The following is a 23,251-nucleotide window of genomic DNA, read 5'->3' on the forward strand; positions in this document are numbered from 1 at the left end:
CCCGAGATGCCGCGAACGGCACCCCACGCGCCGACCAATGGACCGTAGGGACGACCCGCGGCGCGTAGAACATATGTACCCCTCGGGTGCGACGTTTTCCCGTCCCCATCCCGCCGGCAGTGCCGTCACCAGCGCCGACGCGCGTTATCCACAGGCGCCCGGTGCGGCGACCCGCCACACCGCCCAGCCGGTACGCTCGACCCGTGGCGCTCGGACTTCCCTCGATCCTTCCGGGATCGCAACCATCGATCGGTGACCTGATCCGCGAGGCAGGCCCGACCTTCTCGTTCGAGTTCTTCCCGCCCAAAACACCCGAGGGCGAGGTGCAGCTGTGGCGGGCGATCCGTGAGCTCGAGCCGCTACACCCGTCCTTCGTCTCGATCACCTACGGCGCGGGCGGCACCACCCGTGACACCACCGTGTCGGTCACGGAGCGGGTCGCGACCGAGACCACGCTGCTGCCGATGGCCCACCTGACCGCGGTCAACCACTCGGTCGCCGAGCTACGCAACGTGATCGGCCGGCTAGCCGAGGCCGGCATCCGCAACATCCTCGCCGTGCGCGGCGATCCGCCCGGCAACCCCAACGGCGAGTGGGTGCGCCACCCGGAGGGCGTCGACTACGCCGAAGACCTGGTGAGGGTCATCCGCGAGTCCGGTGACTTCTGCGTGGGTGTCGCGGCCTTCCCTTACAAGCACCCGCGTTCGGCCGACATCGCCAGCGACACCGACCACTTCATCCGCAAGTGCCGCGCCGGCGCCGACTTCGCCATCACCCAGATGTTCTTCGACGGCGACGACTACCTACGCCTCCGCGACCGCGTGGCGGCCGCCGGCTGCGACACCCCGATCCTGCCCGGCGTCATGCCGGTGACCCGGATGAGCACGATCGCCCGCTCCGAGCAGCTGTCCGGTGCGCCGTTCCCGCCGGCGCTGGCCGAGCAGTTCGCCCGGGTCGCCGACGATCCCGACGCGGTGCGCAAGCTCGGCATCGAGCAGGCCAGCGAGATGTGCGCCCGACTGCTCGACGAGGGCGTGCCGGGCATCCACTTCATCACCCTCAACCGGTCTACGGCGACCCGCGAGGTATGGCAGCACCTACGGGTCAACGCCGGCGTGTGACCTCGACCGCCGATGGACGGTTGAGCTGACGTGGGCACACGGCTGGGTTGGCATGACTACGCGTCCCGATGGGCGGCACTGCACGGCGGCTTCGACCCGAGACAGGCGGGCGCGGTCGTCCGAGGCTGGATCCGTCTCTCCTACGAGATAGGTTCCCGCCTCGGCCGACTACGGATCTCCCCGACGGCGGTCACGGCGGTCGGCCTGGGCCTCTGCGCGGCCACCCCGATCGCCGCGACCAGAGCCCCCGAGGGCCTGTTCACAGCGGCGATCCTGGTCCTGCTGGCAGCCGTCGCCGACAGCGTCGACGGAGCGGTCGCGGTGGCCACCGACCGCACGACCCGCCTGGGCTACGTCTACGACTCGGTGGCCGACCGCCTGGGCGAGATCTGCTGGCTGACCGCCTTCTGGGTAGCCGGTGCCCCCGCACCCGTCGTCTTCACGGCCGGCGCGCTCTCCTGGCTGCACGAATACATTCGGGCGCGCGCCACGGCGGCCGGCATGACCGAGATCGGCACGGTCACGGTCGGCGAACGCCCGAGCCGCGTCAGCGTCACCGCGGTCGCCTTCCTGGTCGCAGCCGCCGCGGGCGGTCTCGACCGAGACCTGACCCCGGGCACCCTGACCGTCTTCCTGGCGATCTGGATCCTCCTGGCGACCTTCGGTCTGGCCCAACTCCTGCGAGCGGTCCGCCGCCTCCTGCGCTGACACCCGAAGAGCGCAATCAGATCCAAGATGGACTCGGGTCCGCCGGCGGCACGACCGTCGCTCCCGCCAGAGACCGCTCGCTCCGCGTCGCTGCCACGTCCGCGCCACGCACCCGATTGACCGACCGACGCAGGGCTGCGGCTGGCGGGGAACGTCAGGTTAGGCCCGCGCGGCGGAGAAGCTCGATGATGATGGTCGACTTCTGGTTCGCGTACTCGGCCATGTAGGTCACGCCGGACGTCGCTATGCGGCGTTTCTCCGCCGCGTAGCGGGCTCGGTCTTCCGGGTGGGTACGCAGCCAGTCGCGCAGGATCAGGTGGCGTAGGTGTTCGTCGCAGTCCGGCGGGAAGACGTGCACGTTGCACGGCGGGTCGAAGCCGTGCAGGCAGCGGTGCTCGTACCACTCCGGCTCGCGGATCCGCAGCACGTAGCCGGCCGCCGTGAGGGCCGGCAGGTACGCGTCCTCCAGTCGCGGGTCCGCGACGACCACGTCCACGTCGATGCGGAACTTGGCCGCCAGGCCGGGCACCGCCGTCGAGCCGACATGCTCCACCGCCAACGCCGTCGGACCCAGCGCGGCGCGGATCCGGGCCGCGTGGCGGGCATAGAGCGCGGGCCACTCCGGGTCGTACGCCACGACGGAGATCGGCTCGGTCAGCCGCGGCGGATCGCCCACGTTCCGCGCGCGCAGCCACTCCTCGGTGACCGGAGGTGCCGGTGCGGGCAGTGGCGGCAGGCGCATCACGCGAACCTACGCCGGGCCGATCTGCTCCGCGACGATGCCCGCCGACAGCGCCACCATCGGCAGGCCGCCGCCCGGGTGGGTCGAGCCGCCGACCAGGAACAGTCCCGGCACCGGGCCGCGGTTGGCCGGGCGCAGCAACCCGCCAGCGGTCCCGTAGATCGCCCCGCCCGGCGCCGCGGTCGAGGCCTCCAGCGACGCCGGCGTCAGCACCTCGCGGAACAGCACCCGGTCGCGGACGTCGACGCCGCGCGCGGCGAGGACCGCCAGCACCCGGTCGGCGTACGCGGACGCCAGCCCCGGCCGCTCCCAGTCGACCGCACCCGGGCCGACCCCGTGCCGTGGCGCGTTGACCAGCACGAACCACGCCTCGTGGCCGGCCGGACGAACCAACGGATCGTCGGCGACCGTCACGAACACCGCCGGGTCCGCGGCGGGCCGCCCCCCGAACACCGCGTCGAACTCGGCGTCGTAGTCCGGCGGGAAGAACACCGTGTGGTGCGCCAACTCCGGCGTGCGGCCCGCGACCCCCAGCAGCAGCACGAAACCCGCCAGGCTCCGGTCGCCCAGCCGGGCCAACCGGCGCGGCGTCGGCAGCAGGTCCCGATAGAGCGTCAACGCGTCCACGTTGGACACCACCACGTCGGCCGGCTCGAAGGTCTCCCCGAGCCGCACCCCGGTCACCTGGCCCCCGCCGCCCGTCGCGATCCCGGTCACCGTCGCGCCGGTGTGCACCGACACGCCCAGCGCGACACACCGCTCGAGCAGCGCGTCGGCCAGCGTCCCGAGCCCGCCCGGCACGTACCAACCCCCGAACGACAGCTCCGCGTACGGCACCGCCGCCAGCGCGGCCGGCGCCCGGCGTGGGTCCGCCCCGGTGTAGGTCGCGTAGCGGTCCAGCAACATCCGCAGCCGGGGATCCCGCAGCCGCCGCCGGCCCAGGCCGCGCAACGACTGGCCCGGCGCGACCGCCGCGAGGTCGCCGAACCGCCACGCCAGCCCGGCCAGCGCGGTCGGCGAGTCGACCGGGCGGCGCAGGATGTCCCGCCACGACGCGTCCCAGACCCGCCCGGCCCGGCGCCACAACCCCCGCCAGTCCGCCGCGGCGGCCGGGCCGAGCGCGGCGGCGATGCGGTCGGCGAACTCGGCCGGGTCCGCGCACGAGTCGAGCACCGTGCCGTCCGGAAACACGTGCCTGACCAGCGGGTCCAGCGGCACCAACGGTGGAGTGACGCCGCCGACGCCGCCGAACAGCTCGTCGAACACCTGCGGCAGCGTCAGCAGGCTCGGCCCGGTGTCGAACCGGTAGGTGCCCTCCGGCCGCTCCACCACCCGGCGCCCGAGCTTGCCACCGACGACCGTCGACCGCTCGTAGACGGTGACCCGGTGTCCGGTCGCGGCCAGCCGCGCCGCGCAGGCCAGCCCGCCCACGCCGGCACCGACCACGACGACCTCAGCCATGCACGCCTCCCAGGCTCACAGCGCCACCGGCCGGTCACGCCACCGCAGCGTGCCGGCCCGCCGCAGGCGGAAGGAACGCACCACCAACCAGCCGAACAGCAGCACCGACACCGGCTGCGAGAGCGCGTCCGGCCACCACCGCCCGCCCGTGGCGGCCGCGCTCGCCACCCGACCCAGCACCCCCAGCGCATATCCGACACAACCGGCCAGCACCACCGGCAACGACCACGCCGCCAACCCGGCCACAGTCAACAGCACGGGTACGACATAAACGAGCAGCAGCAGCCCCACCACAGCCGAAGCACCCAACGCCGACCCGAACGAGGCCCACAACGACTTCGTGTAGCCGGCCACGAGCGAGCCCCACGACTCGTACATCCGACAACTGGCGACCCGTGACCCGTCAGCCAACGCGATCCGCCCGCCCGACCGTTTGACGGCCCGGGCCAGCTCGATGTCCTCCAGCACCGACGACCGCACGGCAGCGTGCCCGCCGGCCGCCAGATAAGCCGACCGGTCCACCACCAGGAACTGCCCACCGGCCGCGGCCAGCGACGGCCGGGGGGAACGCTCCAGAGCCCGCAGCGGCAGGAACGTCAGCCACGACCACTGCAACAACGGCTGCACGAGCCGCTCACCCCACGACCCCACGACGATCCGGGGGTACGGCGACAGCAGCCCGACACCGGCCGAGCGCAGCAACGCCGCCGCGCCCGCCACCGCCGAAGGCGACAGCACCACGTCGGCGTCGACGAACGCCAGCACCGAGGCCGAGGTCGCGGCGGCGAGCTGCTGGCAGGCGTGCGGCTTGCCGAGCCAGCCCGGCGGCAGCGCCGCCCCGGTGAGCAGCCGGACCCGCGGGTCGTCGCCGGCCACGGCGCGCACCACGTCGGCGGTGCCGTCCGTCGACCCGTCGTCGAGGACCACGATGGACAGTCCGGGTACGCCCCGCTGGCCGAGCAGCGACCGCAGGCACGGCTCGACCCGGGCCGCCTCGTCGCGCACCGGGAGCAGCACCGCGACCGGCTCCGGAAAGGACGTCTCGACCGGCCGGCGCAGCAGGCGAGCGTTCACCACGGCGTGCAGCGCCAGTACCCCGGCCAACACGGCCGGCAGCCAGGAGAGCGCGAGCGCGCTCATGCGCGTACCCGAAGAGACATGGCAAGCGGCACAGCGACCAGCCCCATGCCCAGCGCGCCCCAGCCGGCCGACGCGGGCAACCCGAGGAAGGCGGCGTGAGCCAGGATGCTGGAGAAATAGGTCCAGAGATAGAGCGCGTACATCGGCGCGTCCCGGCCTTCGACGGCTGCGGCCGGGCCGGCGAGCCCGCTGAGCACGGTCATCATCAGGACCGCGACGACCAGCCAGCCGGCGTAGTTGCCCAGCGGCACGTCCGGCACCCCCGGCAGGCTCGGCGACGGGTTCGACCAGGTCCAGTAGCCCTCGCCGACCATCTGGGGGTCGAGGAACAGGTCCCACGCGGCGAGGCCGACGCCGGCCACCCCGACCCGCAGCGCCGGCTGCCGAACCAGGCGGACCGCCGCGAGCCAGGCCGGCCACGCCATCCACGTCCAGGCCAACGGGATCACCCACGGCACGCCGGCGATCTTCGGACCGAGCGCGCCCGAGTACGTGTATTCGCCGAACGGCGCCCCGCTCGCCACTCCCGCCGCCTCCACGAACAGCCCGCCGCCCGTGGTGACCACCACCAGCACGGCCGCCACCCGTGGGCCGCGGGTCAGCGCGGCGTGCCCGACCGACAGCACGTAGCCGACGACGACCGTGGTGACGGTCACCGCGGCGCGGGCGCCACCATCGGTCAGCGGATAGCAGATCTGGGCGAGGATCAGCAGGCCCAGCCCGTACCAGGGCAGCCTGCGTGTCATTCCCCGGACGGCGCGCGCACCGGCAGGTCTCGGCCGAGCACCGCGAACGCCCGCTCGTCACCGGGAAAGCGGAAGTCGCGGAGCACGTCGACGAAGTCGAAGCTGCGGTAGAGCCGCCAGGCGCGGGACCGCTGTTCGTCGGCCTCCGGTGTGGACAGCAACGTGGTCGCGCCCGGCGCCATCCCCAGCAGGGCGCGCAGCTGGCGGGCGCCGACGCCGTGACCCTGCGCGGCCGGGCGGACGTGCAGCTCGACGACCTCGAAGCAGTCCGTCAGCCAGCGCTTGCGGTGCTCCTCACTGAGCGCGGAGCGCACCTGGTCGTGCCACCACTGCCCGGCCCCGGAGACATAGCCGTAGCCGAAACCGGCGAGGTGTCCGTCGGTGGTCAGCGTGGCGACGGCACGAAACCCGGAACGGCGCACGTGCGTGGCGATGATCCCGCGCCGGGCCTCCATCAGCTCCGGCCGGTAACCCATCGCCTCTCCGTAGACGGCCACCACGTCGTCGAGCCGACGTGCCAGGTCGTCCGGCTTCCACGGCACCAGCCTCATGCCGGATCGCTCCTTGTCATCTGTTCCCAGCCGAGCACCCCGCGGTCACCCATGATGCCGCATATCGCGAACCGGGCAAAAAGCTCCTCGGCGTACCAGCCGGTCTGCTCCGTGCGCGCGATGGCGGCACGATGCTCCGGCTGACGGTACGCGAAGCCGACCAGATCCGTTGTGCTCCGCCACACGGTGACCGTGCCCTGCCAGCCGATCGGTGCCTCGCCGATGCCGAACCGGGCGAGCAGTCCCGGCGCGTCGCGCAGGGTTGCGGCCACCGGGGGGATGGCGCGCCAGAAGGTCGCGGCCCGCGACGGCTTCAGGCGGGCGCGGGTCAGAGCCAGGACCATTCCGTCGGTACGGATGGTTTTGTTCGCTTCGAAGGGCTGGCTGCCGCTCCAGGTGCCGCGACTGGCGATAGGGGCAAGGTCGATTCGGGCGTGTCCGGTGCTGAGGTCGGTCCAGCTCTCGATCGCTCGGGGTGTTTTGTCTTTTTCGTGTACGAGCAGGGCGGCCCAGCGGGTGACGTCGACGTCGCCCGGACCGAAGCCGGTGCCGGTACCCGTGCCGAGCAGCTTGGCGAAGCGGACGCCGGGGTGACGGCGGAGGCGGGCACGGTCGGTCGCCATCCGGGCGAGCACCTGGGGGAGTGCCCGTTTGGGCATCCGCCAGACGTGCAGGGTGACGACCGTGTCCATCGCGCCCAGTCTCCACCGTCGGTGGCCGGACCGTTTCGCGGGCCTCGGTCAGGCGACGTCGGTGACGGTGCCGCCGGTTAGTCGTTCGAGCTCGGCCGGGGTGATGGGGAAGACGGCGTGCGCGATGCCGCCGGCGGCCCAGACCTCGGGGAACGCGAACAGGGCGGTGTCGATGAGGGTACGCATCGCGGGCCGGCCCGGGTGAACGGGCGCGACGCCGCCGATCACCTGGCCGCTGTGCTCGCGGACGAAGTCGGGGTTGGCCCGGCGGACCTTCTCGATGCCGTGTTCCTTGGCCACTCGCGCGGTGTCGACCCGGTGCGCGCCGCTGGTCAGCACCAGCAGCGGCGCGCCGTCGGCGTCGAAGACGAGCGAGTTGGCGATCTGGCCGACCTCGACGCCGAGCTGTTCCGCGGCCGCCGCGGCGGTGGGTGCGGCGGCCGGGAGGATCCGGACCTGGCTGGGCCGGCCGGCGGCGTCGCGGGCACCGGCGGCGTCGAGCGCGTCCTGGACGGCGCGGACGTTGGGATGCGGTTGCATCGGGACACGTTCTCATGCCGCGCGGCCTGCGCGCGCCTGGTTTCCGTCTGGCGGTGTTCGCGCTGGTGGGCGGCGTGTTGTGGCCGGGCGGCGGCTGCCGGGGAACATCAGCCGACATCAGCGCGCGGCACGTTGCGTTTTTGTCGGACCCAAGGTGTACTCTTCTTGTAGTTAGAACGCGTGTTCGATTAGCTCGCACACTCGCTCTGACGGTCCGGGAGGCGCGATTCGCGGCGCGGCTTCCGGAACGTGCGGCTTCGCGGGCCGCACATCAGGCAGGACCGTCGCCGCCGCCCTCGACCCCCGGGCGGTGGGCGACGGACCAGCCGACCTGCCGGTCGGGTGTGGTGTGGGGAAGCGTCACGCCCGACCGGCAACTAGAACGACCGCTGCGCCTTCCTCCGCTGCGGGGCACGTCCGCGGGTCCTTCCGGGGCCCGTGCACAGGCTGCAGACGCGGAGGAGACAGGTTCATGACGACCAGCCCGGCCCAGGCGCCGACCGTGCCGGCACACGTGCTGCCACACCGCACGCCGGCCCAGCTGCTCGCGATCGCCCGCCACGGCCTAGCCGAGGCCGCGCAGACCCGTCCCGACGGCCTGCGCTACGCCGCCGCACACCTAGCCGCCCTACGCGCGGCCGCGGCGATGCTCGCGGCCCGCGCCCGCCCGTCGCCGACCCGGCGCAACCGGATCACCAGCGTGTGGGCGCTGCTCGTGATGGTCGCGCCCGAGCTCGACGAGTGGGCGACCTACTTCGCCGCCGGCGCGACCAAGCGCGCCGCCGCCGAGGCCGGCATCCCCCGGGTGGTCACCGCCCGCGAGGCCGACGACCTGCTCCGCGCCGCCGAGCAGTTCGTGGCCGTGGTCGAGGTCGCGCTCGGCATCGCACACCAGCCCTCGCTCGACGGCCTGGCCGCCTGACGCGGCGGGCCTGACCACCGCAACACAGCACAACCAGCACAACCAGCACGACGGGGGTGAGCGCATGGCGGGGCAGATGACGCTGGGATCAGCGGCGTTGTCGGGTCTGGTACGGCCCGCCAGCGCCGCACCCGACGACGCGCACCGCACGCTGCCGGTGCCGGCCGAGCTGCGCGGGCTGCTGCCCGGGCGCGGCCTGCGCCGGGGCAGCACCGTGGCGGTGGGCGCCGGCCCGCGCTCACCCAGCGGCAGCACCTCGCTGGTCCACGCGCTGATCGCCGAGGCGTCCCGGGCCGGCTCCTGGTGTGCGGTGGTGGGCGTGCCGGCGTTCGGCGCGGTCGCGGCCGCCGACGGCGGTGTCGCCCTCGAGCGGTTGGCGCTGGTGCCCAACCCCGGCCCCGAGTGGGCCACGGTGGTGGCCGCCCTGATCGACGGGGTCGACGTCGTCGTGCTCGCCGTACCGACCCAGAGCGCCGTCGCGAGCTCGGTCACCGCCCGACTGGCCGCCCGCGCGCGGCAACGTGGCAGCGTCCTGGTGCCCTACGGCCACTGGGACGGCGCCGACCTCACGCTCCGCGTCACCCGCGGCCGCTGGGAGGGCCTGTCCGCCGGCCGAGGCCGCCTCCGCCGCCGCGAGGTCACGATCGTCGCCCGCGGCCGGGGCGCCGCCACCCAACCCCGCGAGATCACCGTCTGGATGCCGGGCTACCGCCCCCTGACCGGCACGGTCGCGATCGCACCGCTCGAGCCCATCGCCCTGCCGACCCTGCACGCGGTCCCCGACCCGCCGCCCCCACCCGCCGACGATCAGGCGACGGCCGTGCGCGGCCGGGCGGAGTCCCGGTCCGCCGGCGGCGATCAGGCCACGGCCGCGCGCGGCGCGACGGCTTCGTCGGGGTCCCGGTCCGCCGGCGGCGACCCTGCGGACCCGCCGGGCGGCACGGACCGGTCGGTCGGAAGCGGTCCGTCGGGCTCGGACGCGGCGTGGAGTCCGTCGTTGTTCGACCTGGTCGCGGACGGTGACCCGGCCGGGTCACCGGACGACGCTGAATCGCCGGCTCCGGCTGTCACCATCGGCGGGTCGGGGCAGGCCACGGACGACGACCCGGCCGAGCCGGGGGAGCGGCCGCGGCTCAAGCTGGTCTCGGGTGGGGTCTGATGACCGGGCGGCGGGCCGCCGCCGGCCGCCCAGGTGCCGCCGGCGAGTCGGGTGTGGACGCTGGACGGCCGGCGAGGGACGGCGGCGCGGTCGCGCGTACCGCGGTGCTGTGGTGTCCGGACTGGCCCGTCATCGCGGCCGAGATCGTCGACGGGGTTCCGGCGACCGGTGCGGTCGCGGTGCTGCACGCCAACCGGGTGGTGGCGGCGTCCGAGGCGGCGCGCGGCGAGGGCGTGCGGCGGGGGCTGCGCAAGCGCGAGGCGCAGAGCCGGTGTCCCGGCCTGGTCGTGGTCGACCACGACCCGGCGCGGGACGCGCGGGCGTTCGAGCCCGTCGTCGCCGCCGTCGAGGAGATGGTCGCGGGGGTCGAGGTGGTCCGGCCCGGGTTGTGCGGGTTCGCGGCGCGCGGGCCGGCCCGCTACTTCGGCGGGGAGGAGCCCGCCGCCGAGCGGATCGTCGAGCACGTCGCGCAGGCGTGCGGGGTGGAGAGCCAGATCGGGGTCGCCGACGGCGGGTTCGCGGCCGGGCTCGCGGCCCGGGAGGGGCTGATCGTCGCGAGCGGGGAGACCGTGGCATTCCTGGCGGCCCGGCCGGTCGAAGCGCTCGCCCGCCCGGCACTCACCGAACTGCTCCGGCGACTCGGGATCACCACCCTCGGCGCGTTCGCCGGGCTGGGCCGGGGTGACGTGCTGGCGCGGTTCGGGTTCGACGCCGCGTTGGCGCACCGGCTCGCCTCGGGCGGTGACGAGCGGCCCCTCGCGGTCCGGCGGCCGCCACCTGACCTGGAGGTCAGCGAGGACTACGGCGACGACCCGCTGGAACGGGTCGACGTGGCCGCGTTCGCCGCGCGGGTGCTCGCCGAGCGGCTGCACGAGCGGCTGGCCGGCTACGGGCTGGCCTGCACCCGGCTGTCCATCGGGGCGGTCACCGCGCACGGCCAGGAGCTGCACCGGGTCTGGCGGCACGACGGCCTGCTGACCACGGCCGCGATCGCCGACCGGGTGCGCTGGCAGCTCGACGGGTGGCTGTCCGGCACCACCCGGCGCGGGGGAGGTGCCCGGACCGCGCCGGCCCGGCCGACCGCCGGCATCATCCGACTGCGTCTCGCGCCCGAAGGGGTGCTGCCGCACGCCGGGCTCCAGCCGGGCCTGTGGGGCGAGACGGGAGAGGAGAAGGAGCGGGCGCACCGTTCGTTCAACCGGATCCAGGGCATCCTCGGCCCCGAGTCGGTGGTCACCGCCGTGCTCGGTGGCGGTCGTTCCCCGGCCGACCAGGTGCGGCTGGTGCCCTGGGGCGACGAGCTGGCACCGGCCCGACCCGCCGCGCCCTGGCCGGGCCGGCTGCCACCGCCGGCGCCCGCGCTGGTCCTGCCCGCACCGCTGCCGGCCACGGTCCGCGACGCGGCCGGCGAGCCGGTGGGCGTGTCCGCCCGGCTGATGGTCACCGCCGCACCGGCCCGCCTCGCGATCGGCAACGGCCCGCCGGCCGAGATCATCGGCTGGGCCGGCCCCTGGCCGGTCGACGAACGCTGGTGGGCACCGACCGAGGCCCGCCGCCGCGCCCGGTTCCAGGTCGCCCTGGCCGACGGCAGCGCCTTCCTGCTCTCTCTGGCCGCCGGCCAATGGTCCGTGGAGGCCATCTATGACTGACCAAAGAATCATGAACCGCTTCGCAAGGTCATCTCGATGTGATGGTTATGAAGACGCGGACCTGGCAGCGAAGCGGAGCGAGCGGTCCCCGGCGGGAGCGACGGTCGTGCCCACCGCGGACCCGGGACAGGCTCTTGAGCTCTTCGCTCCTGAAGCCAGGTGGTGTGCCCGTGGGCTTCAATAACCCCGGCATCTCGTGGTCGCAGCTGGAGGGGACGCTCTCCGGTCGGCACCTGCACGTCGTCGACCCGCTGGCGGTCGACGCCGACGGTGGCGACTCGCCGGCGTGGACCCGCAAGCGCCCCCGCTACGAGCCGCCTCCGGAGTCACCGCCCGAGCAGGACACGGTGCCCTATGCCGAGCTGCACTGCCACTCCAACTTCAGCTTCCTCGACGGGGCCAGCCATCCCGAGGAGCTGGCCGAGGAGGCGCGGCGGCTCGGGCTGACCGCGCTCGCCATGACCGACCATGACGGCTTCTACGGCGTGGTGCGGTTCTCCGAGGCGGCTCGGGCGCTCGGGCTGCCGACCATCTTCGGTGCGGAGCTGTCACTGTCCGAAGGGGTACGCGGCAAGGACACGGTGATCCGGTCGGGCGAGCCCGACCCGCACGGGCGGCATCTGTTGGCGCTGGCCCACGGCCACGAGGGCTACGCGCGGCTGTCGTCGGTCATCGGGCAGGCCCAGCTCGACGGCGGTGAGAAGGGCCGGCCCGAATACGGCTCGTTGGAAGACGTCGCCGAGCAGCTGCGTGACCACGTGCTGGTGCTGACCGGGTGTCGCAAGGGGACGGTGCCGGCGGCGCTGCTCACCGAGGGGGTCGACGCGGCGGCGCGGGAGCTCGACCGGCTGGCCAGGCTGTTCGGCGAGGACAACGTCGCGGTCGAGCTGACCGACCACGGCGATCCGACCGACGGCGACCGCAACGACGCGCTGGCCGCGCTCGCCGCCCAGCGGGGGTTGCCGACCGTCGCCACCAACAACGTGCACTACGCCACGCCGGCGCGGCGACGGCTGGCGACCGCGGTGGCGGCGGTGCGGGCGCGGCGCAGCCTCGACGAGATCGACCCGTGGCTGCCCGCCGCGGCGACCGCGCACCTGCGCACGGGTGCCGAGATGGAGCAGCGGTTCGCGGCCTATCCGGGTGCGGTGGCGCGGGCCGCCGAATACGGGCGTGACCTGGCCTTCGACATCCAGCTGGTGGCGCCGAAGCTGCCGGACTACCCCGTGCCCGACGGGCGCAGCGAGATGGAGCACCTGCGCAGGCTGACCATGGAGGGCGCGTTGGTCCGCTACGGGCCGCGCGCGGCTCACCCGGACGCCTACCGCCAGCTCGACTACGAGCTGAACATGATCGAGCAGCTCGGCTTCCCGGGCTACTTCCTGGTCGTCTACGACATCGTCAAGTTCTGCCGCGACAACAAGATCTACTGCCAGGGGCGGGGGTCGGCCGCCAACTCCGCGGTCTGCTACGCGCTGTGGATCACCAATGTCGACGCCGTCCAGCACGGGCTGCTGTTCGAGCGCTTCCTCGCGCCGGAGCGCGACGGGCCGCCCGACATCGACGTCGACATCGAGTCCGACCAGCGGGAAAAGGTCATCCAGCACGTCTACGAGAAATACGGCCGGCGGCACACGGCCCAGGTCGCCAATGTGATCTCCTACCGGCCGCGGTCGGCGGTGCGCGACATCGCCAAGGCGTTCGGGTTCTCGCCCGGCCAGCAGGACGCGTGGAGCAAGCAGATCGACCGGTGGGGCTCGGTGGCCAAGGTCGACGTCGACGACATCCCGGAGCACGTCGTCGACTTCGCCAACGAGCTGCAGACCTTTCCCCGGCACCTGGGCATCCACTCCGGCGGCATGGTGATCTGCGACCGGCCGATCATCGAGGTCTGCCCGGTCGAGTGGGGGCGGATGCCGGGCCGCACCGTGCTCCAGTGGGACAAGGACGACTGCGCCGTCATCGAGCTGGTCAAGTTCGACCTGCTGGGGCTGGGCATGCTGTCCGCGCTGCGCTACGCGTACGACATGATCGAGGACGAGCTCGACATCAGCACGATGCCGCTCGACGACCCCGAGATCTACGACATGCTGTGCCGGGCCGACTCGGTCGGGGTGTTCCAGGTGGAGAGCCGGGCCCAGATGGCGACGCTGCCCCGGCTGAAGCCCCGGGTGTTCTACGACCTGGTGGTCGAGGTCGCGCTGATCCGGCCGGGGCCGATCCAGGGCGGCTCGGTGCACCCGTACATCCGCCGCAAGAACGGCCAGGAGACGTGGGAGCACGACCATCCGCTGATGGCGAAGGCGCTCGACAAGACGCTCGGCGTGCCGCTGTTCCAGGAGCAGCTGATGCAGCTCGCCATCGACGTCGCCGGCTTCGACGCGTCCGGCGCCGACCAGCTGCGCCGGGCCATGGGCTCCAAGCGGTCCGCCGAGCGGATGGCCGAGATCCGCGACCGGCTCTACGCGGGCATGGCCGAGCGGGGCATCACCGGCGCGCTGGCCGACGACATCTTCCTCAAGCTGTCGGCGTTCGCGAGCTACGGCTTCCCCGAGAGCCACGCGATGAGCTTCGCCTACCTGGTCTACGCCAGCTCCTGGCTCAAGCGCTACCACCCGGCCGCCTTCCTAGCCGCGCTGCTCAACGCCCAGCCGATGGGCTTCTACTCGCCGCAGACCCTGACCGACGACGCCCGCCGGCACGGCGTCGAGGTGCGCCGCCCCGACATCAACGCCAGCAACGCCCAGGCGATCCTGGAGTCCACGAAGGACACCCGCTGGGGCAGCGGGCCGGGCGAGCCGCCGCACCAGTGGGGCCTGGGCGGTCCGGCGGTCCGGGTGGGGCTGGCCGGCGTACGCACGATCGGCGCGGAGCTGGCCGAGAAGATCGAGCAGGAACGGCTGGCAGCCGGCCCCTACCGCGACATGTCCGACCTGGCCCGCCGGGTCGGCCTCACCACCGCCAACATGGAGGCCCTGGCCACCGCCGACGCCTTCGCCTGCTTCGGCCTGACCCGCCGCGAGGCCCTGTGGGCGGCCGGCGCCGCGGCCCAGGAACGTCCGGGCCGACTACCCGGCACGACCGCCGCGACCCAGGCACCGGTGCTGCCGGGCATGGGCGAGGTCGACCGCCTGGTCGCCGACGTCTGGGCCACCGGCCTGTCGCCCGACAGCCACCCGGCCCAGTTCATCCGCCCGCAGCTGGCGGCGGTCGGCGCGATCCCGATCGCCCGCCTGGGCCGCTACGAACACGGCCAACGCGTACGCGTCGGCGGCATCGTCACCCACCGCCAACGCCCAGCCACCGCCGGCGGCGTCACCTTCATCAACCTCGAAGACGAGACGGGCATGCTCAACGTCACCTGCTCGCAGGGGCTCTGGCAGCGTTACCAGCGGGTCGCTCGGCGCAGTGCGGCCTTGATCGTCCGCGGCCGCCTGGAGATGGCAGAGGGGGTGGTCAACCTGCGCGCGGACCGGCTGGACGCCATCACACCCCCGGTCACCCCGGCCTCCCGCGACTTCCGCTGACGGCACCCGCCGACCGTCTCCGCGACCGTTGGGTGGTCGCTCTGCGCGGTCGCTGGCTGGCTGGCCGGTGGGCGGTCGCTCTGCGCGGGCGAGCCGCCGACCGGATTGCATTCTCGTTCGATACGGCCAGAGCCCGGCATGCCGAGCGCCTTGAGACCAAGGCCAATCCTCCGAGGAACGTGTCGCTGAGAGGCGCAGGCGTCCGCCCCTCGCGTCAGGCGACCACTCGGTGTCGGGGCCGGACATCGACAGCGGTTGCCCGGGCGGCAACCGCTATCGAGCCTCCGGCGCGTGGCGCGTCACCGGCCCGCACCGAACGGGCCGCCAAGGTTCGAGGGCCGGCTGCAACGGGCCCAAGCGCCGCCCGCTGTCACCCAAATACCGGTGTTGCATCTGGGTGAGCCGCCGCCCCAACGCCGGACTCCACGCCGCCTCGACCCAGATCGAAAACGGCGCCAAGCCGAGCCTTCTCATAAGCGACGGGGTCGCTTATCGGCCGGTCGCCAGATGGGCGCCACCGTCGACGGGCACCACCACGCCGGTGACGAACTCCGCCTGCGCCAACGCCGTGACCACATGGGCGATGTCTTCCGGGCGACCTACCCTGCCCAACGGCAGAGCCTGTGCGGTCCCCGTGAAGAAACCCTGCCGTGCCTCGTCGGACATCCGCGCATGCCACCAAGGCGTGTCGACGACACCGGGGCTGACCGCGTTGACCCGGCGGGGCGCCAACTCCGCGGCCAGGGGACCCACCGCCGACTCCAAAGCGCCGTTGATCGCCGCCAGACCAGCAGTCCCCGGTAGTGCTGCCCGCGCACTGACCGCCGTGACGAAGGTGATCGACGCGCGTTCGTCGAGGTGCGGCAGCACGGACCGCAATGCCGCCCACTGGGCCAGGGTCTTGGCTTCCAACCCCTCCCGGACCGCCTCGATCCCGACCTGGGCGAACGGACCCGCGCCGCTGCCCCCGCTGGCTGCCAGCACCAGATGCTTCACCACGACACCACGGTCGGCCAGAAGGTCGCCCAGCAGCGGGTCCCGCGCGTCCACCGCTGTCCCGTCGACCACGGCGTCCGGCGACGAAGCGCGCAACTCCGCGAGAGCCCGTCCAAGCCGTCGCGCGTCCCTGCCGGTGATGAGCACCGAGTATCCCTCTGCGGCGAACCGCGCGGCCGTGGCCAGGCCGATCCCGGACGAGCCGCCCACTACGACCACCACACCCTGCGTCATGCCTCTACCTCTTTTCGAAACGATCCGTACCGACGAGAGCATTGCCGGTACGGATCGTTTCAACAAGCGATAGAGTGACGACGTGAGCAGCATCTCCCCCCGCGACTCGTCCCATCGGCCGCACACCGGCCGTCGCCGGAACGAGGAATCTCGACGCGCGATCCTGGCGGCCACCCGCGACCTCGTGCACACCCGTCCGTACCGCGAGGTCACCATCGAGGCCATCGTCGCCGCCGCACGTGTCGGCAAACGCACCGTCTACCAGTGGTGGCCGTCCCGTGCGTCGTTGCTGCTCGACGCCCTTGTCGAAGACGCCCTCGTGCGTGTCCCGCCCACCGACCCGCAAGCGCCTTTCTCCGAGAGGCTCCAGGACTTCCTGACGAACACCATCGAGGGCATCGTGGGTCCCGAGGGGAGCGGACCTGTCCTGCGGGCACTGCTCGCCGAAGCGCAAAGCGACCCTGACGCTCGTGCCGCCTTCCGTGAGGGCTTTATCCAGCACCGCCGGGCCGCGTTGAGACAGCTTCTCGCCGAAGGGCAGGACGCCGGACTCATCTCCGAGCGGTCCGATTTGGACACTCTGGTCGATTTCACTTACGGCGCGATCTGGTACCGCCTGCTGACCGAGCACGCACCCCTCGACGAAGCCTTTGCCCGCTCCATCGCCGCGCACCTCACGGTTCAGCGTTCCTGAAGCCCCGGCGGTGGCGTTCCTTCACGGTGGCCGGTCGACGTGCGCCCGCGCTGGCGGTTTCAGCCAGCCGACGCATCCTCCGCGCGTTCGAGGCCCATTCCTATCGGCCGGAAACCGTCGCGGACCGCGGCGCCGCCCTGCGCGCGTGACGCCGGGACGCACCGCGCGCAAGATCCAGGATCGACGTGGACCACGTCACCGCGAAATGCCGCGCCTGACCTGACCCGCTTCCGGCTGCTGCCCGAGCAGCGAGTCGGCCATCGTCTCGCCCAGCCACCGCTCGAAGCGGTCGAGCGACCACCGCCGCCGGCGCACCAGCCGGTAGAGCACATCCGGGGAGGTCAGCGTCCACAGGATGTCGGCGGCGTCCTCGACCGACAATCCGGCCCGCAACCCGAACCGCTCTGCCACGTGCCGCGCGATGTTGGCGGTGCCGAGCGCGCGCTCGTTCTCGATCGTGTCGATGAAGCCGCGGACCTCGCGGTCGCCGGCCGCGCCCTCGGTCAGCAGGATCGGCACCAGCGGGCCGATCCGCTCGTAGATCTCGCGGCTCATCCGGGCGTACAAGGCCAGGCATTCGCGCCCGTCGGTCGCGGCCCGCAAGGCCCGGCCGGTCTCCCGGTCGATCATCGGGATCGGATCCGCGTCGCCGGCGATGGTCACGTCGTAGACGGCCTTCAGCACAGCCGCCTTGCCACCGACCGTGTTGTAGACGGTCTGCACGCTCACCTGAGCCCGACCCGCGATCGCCTCGACCGTCGTGCCGGCGTAACCCCGGCGCACGAACAGCGCCCGCGCCGCGTCGAGCACCCGCTGCCTGGTGGCGCGGGACTGCTCGGCGCGGACCGCGCTCCGGTAGCGCCGGGTGGTCACCCCACTAGTCTCCCAGCGGCCGCGCCGGAAGGCCGAAACCGGCGGGGCGTGGCCGAGGCAGCGCGCCCACCTGCCACAGCATGCCGAGCTCGTCGCGGATTCCCCAGTGCTCGACCAGCAACCCGCCGTCGGCGCGGTAAAGGTGCATGGTGGGCATCGCGTACGGCTTGCCGGTCGGTGCGAAACCCAGCATGTCCACCTCGTTGACGCCGTGGGCGGTGGCCCGGATCGCCACCTTGTCGCCGGAGGCATCCGCCACCACGTCGTGCACCTCGTAGCGGATCCGCAGCGCCTGCGTCACGTACCCGAGGATCTCCAGATAGCCCGTCCGCCCCTGCGGCGCCCACGGCGGCGCGCCGTGGTCGACGAAATCCTCCGCGACGAGCGGACCGACGGCGGCGATGTCACCGGCGTTCATCGCGGCGAGCACCCCTCGGGCGAGCTTCTCGGCGAGCGTCATCCGAACCACCTTTCAGTGGAAGCAGCACCAAATCATTGGAATGACGATCCATCGAAAACGCCGGCCGCGGCAATGAAACTGGAGTGATCCGTGATCGGGTTCCAGCGAACCCGGATCGGCACGCCACGCCCGCCAGGCACGCGACCGTTAGGCTCGGCGCGTGGAGCGAACAACGGTCCGTCCCGGCCCCCGCACCGCGGTCGTCTGGCAGGTGCTGCGCCGCGAGCTCGACCGTGCCCCCGAGGGCGGCCTGACCATCCTCGACGTCGGAGGCGGCACCGGCGGCTTCGCGGTGCCACTGGCCGAGGCCGGCCACCGCGTGACCGTCGTCGACGCGAGCCCGGACGCGCTCGCGGCGCTCAACCGCCGCGCCGTCGAGGCGGGTGTGGCGCCCCGGGTGCGCGCCGTGCAGGGTGACGGTGACGCGCTGACCGGCCTCGTCTCCCCGGGCTCCGTCGACCTCGTGCTCTGCCACGCCGTGCTGGAGGTGGTCGACGACCCGCGCGGAGTGGTCGCCGCGATCGCCGCCGCGCTGCGCCCCGGTGGTGCCGCGTCGGTGCTGGTGGCCTCCCGGGCCGCGGCCGTGCTGGCCCGCGCGACCGGCGGCCATCTCGCGGCGGCGGCCGCGCTGCTCGCCGACCCGGACGGCCACGCCGGCCCCCGCGACACGCTGCGGCGCCGGTACGACGCGGAGGGGGCGGCGGACCTGCTCCGCGACGCCGGGCTCGCGGTCGAGGACATCCACGGCGTACGCGTGCTCGCCGATCTCGTCCCCGCCGCCGCGGCCGACGAAGACCCGCGGAACCTGCTCGACCTCGAGCTGGCGGCCGCGGCCCAGCCGCCGTACCGGGACATCGCCGCCCAGCTCCACCTGCTCGCCCGCCGCCCCGCCGATCCGGTATGAGCGAGTTCGACCAGGTCGTCCCGAGGTACGGCGCCGACAGCCTGATGGACGTGCTGCCGAGCGCGCTCGCGCACCTCGGCGTGCCGGGCTTCCAGGACATCCTGGGGCTGGAGCTGGCGGGCGTACGTCGGATCGCGGTCCTGCTCGTCGACGGCCTCGGCTGGCACCAGATCCCGACGGCGGCCCCGTTCGCGCCGACCCTCGCCGACCTCGCCGCCCGCGCCCCGCGCATGATCACGACCGGCTTCCCGTCGACGACGCCCACCAGCCTGGTCTCGCTGGGCACGGGTGTCAGCCCGGGCACCCACGGCGTGCTCGGGTTCCGCGTCGCGATCCCCGGCACCGACACGGTCCTCACGCACACCCACTGGCGCACCGACCCGGACCCCGCCGCCTGGCAGCCGGTGCCGACGCTGTTCGAGCGCGCCGAGGCCACCGGCCTCGCGGTCAGCGTCGCGAACCGTCCCGAGTTCGCGGACAGCGGCCTGACGATGGCGGCCAACCGCGGCGCCGCGTACCGCCCCGCGTCCGACGCCGACGAGCTCGCCGCGGCGATGCTGGCCGGTCTCGGCGACGCCGGGTCGCCACCGGCGCTGTCGTACGGCTACTACCCGGACCTCGACCGCTACGGCCACGTCTTCGGCGTCGACTCGGAGCCGTGGCGCGAGGCGGCGGCCCAGGTCGACCGCCTGCTCGACCGGGTGCTGCACGGCCTGCCCCCGGACGCCGCGCTGCTGGTCACCGCCGACCACGGCCAGCTCGACGTGCCGCCACACCACCGCTTCGACTTCGACGGCGACCCGCGCCTCCAGGCGGGCGTACGCGTGGTGGCCGGCGAGCCCCGGGTCCGCTACCTGCACACGCTGCCCGGCGCCACGGACGACGTGCTGGCCACCTGGACCGAGATCCTCGGCGACGCGGCCTGGGTCGCCCACCGCGAGGACGTGATCGCCCAGGGCTGGTTCGGCCCGGTCCCGGCCCGCAACCTCGCGCGCATCGGCGACGTGGTCGCGATCTGCCACGGCACCCACGCGGTCGTGGCGCCCCAGTCCGAGCACGCGATCAAGGCGATGCTGATCGCCTACCACGGCGCGTACTCGGCAGTCGAAATGGAAATCCCGCTCCTCGTCGCCAGACCCTAGAGGCGGAATCACCAGGCCGTAGGAGCGCAGACACCAGGGCTCGTGTTCGACGGTGGAGATGTAGGTCCGCTGTTCGGCGCCAAGCCCTTAGGAGCGCAGACACTGGTCCCGGGTCCGTCGTGGTCCGGACCGTCGCTCCCGCCGGAGACCGCTCCGCTTCGCTGCGCTGCCAGGTCCGCGACAGCGCATCCTCAAAGAGAATCAACCCAGGCCGCCCTCCCGGCCCGCCGGCACATGTCCGAACCCGCCGCCGGCTCTAGTCCCTGACCTTGCCCGCAGCGGCGCACCCTGTGCGGTTGTCCGGGGTTCGGGTCCTCGCCCGTGCCGCCGCACCGTGCGCGGTCGTCCAGGCCGGGGTCCCCGCCCGCGGCACCGCACCGTGTGCGGTTGTTCGCGGCGGCGGGCGATGTCCGAATGCGCGAATGCCGGAGGTGCGAATTGATCATGCGACGCGGCCTCCGGGATTTCGTCGTACCCCCTGGTTAGCCTCTTCTCGTGGGACGCAGTCAGGTGGTGCCGCGCGGGGGCGACCCGCGGTTCGGGGCCGGTGCCGATGACACCGGGTGCCCGATCCTGCATGTCGACATGGACGCGTTCTACGCGTCGGTCGAGGTGCGCAAGCGGCCTGACCTGGCCGGGCGGCCCGTGGTGGTCGGTGGCATCGGGGCGCGCGGGGTGGTGAGCTCGGCCAGCTACGAGGCACGGGCCTATGGCGTGCGCAGCGCCATGCCGACCGCGCGGGCGCGGGCGCTCTGCCCGGGTGCGGTGTTCCTGCCGGTCGACTTCGCGGCCTACGGGGCGGCCTCGCGAGCGGTCATGGCGATCTTCCACGACGTCACGCCCCTGGTCGAGCCGCTCTCCGTCGACGAGGCGTTCCTCGACGTGGGTGGCGCGACGCGACTACTCGGCTCGCCGGCCGTGATCGCCGCCCTGATCCGCCGGCGGGTGTCCGACGAGCTCGGGCTGAGCTGCTCCGTCGGGGTGGCGTCGACCAAGTTCGTGGCCAAGCTGGGCTCGGCCCGCGCCAAGCCCGACGGCGTGGTGGTCGTGCCCCGTGACCAGGTGCTCGACTTCCTCCACCCGCTGCCCGTCGACGCCTTGTGGGGCGTGGGGGAGAAGGCCGCGGAGACCCTGCGCCGCCTCGGGCTCGCGACCGTGGGCGCGGTGGCCGAGGCGCCGGTCGGGCTGTTGCGGTCGGCGCTCGGTGACGCTGCCGCCGCGCACCTGCACGAGCTGTCCTGGGGGCGTGACCCTCGACGGGTCTCGACCGAGCACGTCGAAAAATCGATTGGAGCCGAAGTTACCTTCGACACTGACGTCGCCGACCCCGAAGTGATCAAGCGGGCGCTGCTGGAGTTGTCGACGAAGGTCGGTGTCCGACTACGCCAGGCCGACCAGGCCGGCCGCACGGTGTCCATCAAGGTCCGACTAGCCGACTTCCGCACCGTCAACCGCTCCCGCACCGTGGGCACCCCGACCGACGTGGCGCGCGAGATCTTCGAGACCGCGTGGGCGCTCTACCAGGCGCTTCGACCCGGCGACCGGATCCGGTTGGTGGGGGTGCGGGTGGAGGGGCTGGCGGTCGCCTCGGGTGCCGCGCGACAGCCTGAGCTGGGTGCTCCCGAACGCGGATGGCGAGAGGCTGAAGCGGCCGCTGATGCGGCAGCTGCCCGATTCGGGCGGTCTGTCGTCCGGCCGGCCAGCCTCCTCACGGGCGAACGGATGGAAATTCGACCCCGGCCGTCGGTCGTCCCGCTTTCCGACCCGCGAAGCCCCTCGTAGACTTGCGGGTAAGCAGTCGCTTGACTGTCACGGTCTGTCGGCCCGCCCGGGTCGACCTCGCGACCGGGGAGGAGTGCCGTGCCGCTCTCTGAGCACGAGCAGCGGCTGTTCGAGCAAATCGAGCGGTCGCTTGCCGAGGACCCAAAGTTCGCCTCGGCCGTGCGCGCCAGCGACCCGCGTTTCCACGCGCGGCGTCGTCTGCTGTTGGCCGCCGTCGTGATCATCGCTGGCCTGGCCCTGGTTGTCTTCGGCACGGTGAACAAGACACCGCTGCTCGGCGTGGCGGGTTTCGTCATCATGCTGGGTGCCGCGGCGTTCGCCATGCAGTCGCACCGCAAGGCACAGCAGCCTGACCTGCACGTCGTGGGCGGCACCGCCAGCCGCCGCACGCGCGTGCGGCGTTCGGGCCTGATCGACCGTCTCGAAGAGCGCTGGCGGCAGCGCCCGGAGGGACACCGCTGACGACCCGCTGAGGCGGCGTTCTGGCCGCCACACCGGGGGCACCTCTCTGGTGGCGTCGGACCATGCGTCCGACGCCTTTTTCCGGCTTCGGAAGGCCACCCCCGATGCGCTTCCGCACCGCCACGAGCACCGACATCGAGGCTGTCGCGGCCCTGCACGCCGACAGCTGGAGCCGGTTCTACCGGGGCGCCTACAGCGACGAGTATCTCGACGGCGCCATGCCCGCCGAGCGCCTGACCGCCTGGACGGCCCGACTCACGGCACCCGAGCCGCGGCACGTGACGATCGTGGCCGAGCCCGAACCCGCCGGCCCTGCCCACCCGGAAGTGGCCCCCACCGGCGCGCCGCACACCGGCGCGGCGGAAGCGTCCGGAAGCCGACAGGAGCTGGCCGGCTTCGTCCATCTCGTCGTCGACGAGGACCCGCGCTGGGGTTCGCTGGTCGACAACCTCCACGTCACCAACACCCGCCGCCGGGGCGGCCTCGGCTCGGCACTGCTCGCCCGGGCGGCCCGCGCGGCCGCGGAACGCGGGACCACCGCGGCCCTCTACCTGTGGGTGCAGGAGCAGAACGCGGCCGCACAAGCCTTCTACACCGCCCACGGCGGCCAGGTGGTCGAACGAGCCCGGGTCTCGGACCCAGGAGGCATCCCAGGCCGCCTGAACGGCAACCCCCTGAAACTTCGCGTCACCTGGCCCGACGCGGCCCTGGTCGCCCGCCGACACTGACGGGACCGCCCACCCAAA

General features: G+C 73.2%; 21 protein-coding genes and 1 pseudogene. 12 read left to right on the top strand and 10 right to left on the bottom strand.

All coding sequences use genetic code 11. The features are described 5' to 3' along the window. The first annotated feature begins 203 nt into the window (after positions 1–203). Together metF and AB0J88_RS31895 are read left to right on the top strand one after the other, a co-directional pair. Positions 204–1,121, top strand: a complete 918-nt coding sequence (gene metF / locus AB0J88_RS31890) for a methylenetetrahydrofolate reductase [NAD(P)H] (protein WP_364348512.1) — start codon at positions 204–206, stop codon at positions 1,119–1,121. 30 nt (positions 1,122–1,151) lie between these two features. After that, positions 1,152–1,829 carry a CDP-alcohol phosphatidyltransferase family protein gene (locus AB0J88_RS31895; RefSeq protein ID WP_364348514.1) on the top strand — a complete coding sequence of 226 codons (678 nt, stop codon included), beginning with the start codon at positions 1,152–1,154 and terminating at the stop codon, positions 1,827–1,829. A 154-nt stretch (positions 1,830–1,983) separates the two neighbouring features. Here AB0J88_RS31895 and AB0J88_RS31900 read toward each other — a convergent pair whose 3' ends face one another. Genes AB0J88_RS31900 through AB0J88_RS31930 form a run of 7 tightly spaced genes read right to left on the bottom strand, consistent with a single transcriptional unit; the run spans position 1,984 to position 7,701 of the window. Next, entirely contained in the window at positions 1,984–2,571 is a 588-nt protein-coding gene (locus AB0J88_RS31900; protein ID WP_364348516.1) for a GrpB family protein, read from the bottom strand. Positions 2,572–2,580: 9 nt separating this feature from the next. Beyond that, on the bottom strand, positions 2,581–4,032 hold the full coding sequence (crtI, locus tag AB0J88_RS31905) for a phytoene desaturase family protein (RefSeq protein WP_364348518.1): 1,452 nt from the start codon (positions 4,030–4,032) through the stop codon (positions 2,581–2,583). Positions 4,033–4,047: 15 nt separating this feature from the next. Next, a complete protein-coding gene (locus AB0J88_RS31910) occupies positions 4,048–5,172 on the bottom strand; it encodes a glycosyltransferase (protein ID WP_364348520.1) in 1,125 nt (374 codons plus the stop codon). Then, entirely contained in the window at positions 5,169–5,918 is a 750-nt protein-coding gene (locus AB0J88_RS31915) for a carotenoid biosynthesis protein (protein ID WP_364348523.1), read from the bottom strand. Before AB0J88_RS31915 ends, AB0J88_RS31910 begins: the two co-directional genes overlap by 4 nt. Further along, complete coding sequence (locus tag AB0J88_RS31920) at positions 5,915–6,469, bottom strand: GNAT family N-acetyltransferase (RefSeq protein WP_364348525.1); 555 nt, start codon at positions 6,467–6,469, stop codon at positions 5,915–5,917. The genes AB0J88_RS31915 and AB0J88_RS31920 overlap by 4 nt, the downstream gene beginning before the upstream one ends. Then, positions 6,466–7,161 carry a monooxygenase gene (locus AB0J88_RS31925; protein ID WP_364348528.1) on the bottom strand — a complete coding sequence of 232 codons (696 nt, stop codon included), beginning with the start codon at positions 7,159–7,161 and terminating at the stop codon, positions 6,466–6,468. Before AB0J88_RS31925 ends, AB0J88_RS31920 begins: the two co-directional genes overlap by 4 nt. Before the next feature lie 48 nt (positions 7,162–7,209). Continuing rightward, complete coding sequence (locus AB0J88_RS31930) at positions 7,210–7,701, bottom strand: YbaK/EbsC family protein (protein ID WP_364348531.1); 492 nt, start codon at positions 7,699–7,701, stop codon at positions 7,210–7,212. Between the two features lie 472 nt (positions 7,702–8,173). On the opposite strand from AB0J88_RS31930, the gene AB0J88_RS31935 reads away from it, so the two are divergent. The 4 genes and pseudogenes from AB0J88_RS31935 to AB0J88_RS31950 all read left to right on the top strand — a co-directional run bounded on the left by AB0J88_RS31935 (position 8,174) and on the right by AB0J88_RS31950 (position 14,958). Next, on the top strand, positions 8,174–8,623 hold the full coding sequence (locus AB0J88_RS31935; RefSeq protein WP_116074896.1) for an SAV_6107 family HEPN domain-containing protein: 450 nt from the start codon (positions 8,174–8,176) through the stop codon (positions 8,621–8,623). A 64-nt stretch (positions 8,624–8,687) separates the two neighbouring features. Continuing rightward, positions 8,688–9,329 (top strand): annotated as a pseudogene (locus AB0J88_RS31940) (hypothetical protein); the annotation flags it as partial. Between the two features lie 452 nt (positions 9,330–9,781). Continuing rightward, entirely contained in the window at positions 9,782–11,431 is a 1,650-nt protein-coding gene (locus AB0J88_RS31945; protein WP_364348534.1) for a DNA polymerase Y family protein, read from the top strand. Between the two features lie 170 nt (positions 11,432–11,601). Continuing rightward, positions 11,602–14,958 carry an error-prone DNA polymerase gene (locus tag AB0J88_RS31950; protein WP_364348537.1) on the top strand — a complete coding sequence of 1,119 codons (3,357 nt, stop codon included), beginning with the start codon at positions 11,602–11,604 and terminating at the stop codon, positions 14,956–14,958. 489 nt (positions 14,959–15,447) lie between these two features. Here the strand turns inward: AB0J88_RS31950 and AB0J88_RS31955 are convergent, their stop codons facing one another. Then, on the bottom strand, positions 15,448–16,188 hold the full coding sequence (locus AB0J88_RS31955) for an SDR family oxidoreductase (protein WP_364348540.1): 741 nt from the start codon (positions 16,186–16,188) through the stop codon (positions 15,448–15,450). Positions 16,189–16,270: 82 nt separating this feature from the next. On the opposite strand from AB0J88_RS31955, the gene AB0J88_RS31960 reads away from it, so the two are divergent. Further along, positions 16,271–16,882, top strand: coding sequence for a TetR/AcrR family transcriptional regulator (locus AB0J88_RS31960; RefSeq protein ID WP_364348543.1), 612 nt, complete (start codon positions 16,271–16,273; stop codon positions 16,880–16,882). Positions 16,883–17,077: 195 nt separating this feature from the next. On the opposite strand, the gene AB0J88_RS31965 is transcribed toward AB0J88_RS31960, so the two are convergent. Continuing rightward, a complete protein-coding gene (locus AB0J88_RS31965) occupies positions 17,078–17,755 on the bottom strand; it encodes a helix-turn-helix domain-containing protein (RefSeq protein WP_364348546.1) in 678 nt (225 codons plus the stop codon). Positions 17,756–17,759: 4 nt separating this feature from the next. Then, entirely contained in the window at positions 17,760–18,215 is a 456-nt protein-coding gene (locus AB0J88_RS31970; RefSeq protein WP_364348549.1) for an ester cyclase, read from the bottom strand. A gap of 160 nt (positions 18,216–18,375) precedes the next feature. Here AB0J88_RS31970 and AB0J88_RS31975 point away from each other — a divergent pair, with 160 nt between their 5' ends. The 5 genes from AB0J88_RS31975 to AB0J88_RS31995 all read left to right on the top strand — a co-directional run bounded on the left by AB0J88_RS31975 (position 18,376) and on the right by AB0J88_RS31995 (position 23,233). Then, the gene (locus tag AB0J88_RS31975; RefSeq protein WP_364348552.1) at positions 18,376–19,119 is read left to right on the top strand and encodes a methyltransferase domain-containing protein; all 744 of its coding nucleotides are present in this window, start codon (positions 18,376–18,378) and stop codon (positions 19,117–19,119) included. Continuing rightward, positions 19,116–20,261 carry a nucleotide pyrophosphatase/phosphodiesterase family protein gene (locus tag AB0J88_RS31980; RefSeq protein WP_364348555.1) on the top strand — a complete coding sequence of 382 codons (1,146 nt, stop codon included), beginning with the start codon at positions 19,116–19,118 and terminating at the stop codon, positions 20,259–20,261. The genes AB0J88_RS31975 and AB0J88_RS31980 overlap by 4 nt, the downstream gene beginning before the upstream one ends. 495 nt (positions 20,262–20,756) lie before the next feature. Further along, positions 20,757–22,043, top strand: a complete 1,287-nt coding sequence (dinB, locus tag AB0J88_RS31985) for a DNA polymerase IV (RefSeq protein WP_364348557.1) — start codon at positions 20,757–20,759, stop codon at positions 22,041–22,043. A gap of 78 nt (positions 22,044–22,121) precedes the next feature. After that, positions 22,122–22,505, top strand: a complete 384-nt coding sequence (locus tag AB0J88_RS31990; RefSeq protein WP_089251441.1) for a DUF3040 domain-containing protein — start codon at positions 22,122–22,124, stop codon at positions 22,503–22,505. A gap of 104 nt (positions 22,506–22,609) precedes the next feature. Then, positions 22,610–23,233: a GNAT family N-acetyltransferase gene (locus AB0J88_RS31995; RefSeq protein WP_364348560.1), complete on the top strand. Its 624-nt coding sequence runs from the start codon at positions 22,610–22,612 to the stop codon at positions 23,231–23,233. The last annotated feature ends 18 nt before the right edge of the window (positions 23,234–23,251 follow it).

Origin of the sequence: Asanoa sp. NPDC049475 (assembly GCF_040676915.1) — a bacterium.
Lineage (GTDB): Bacteria > Actinomycetota > Actinomycetes > Mycobacteriales > Micromonosporaceae > Asanoa.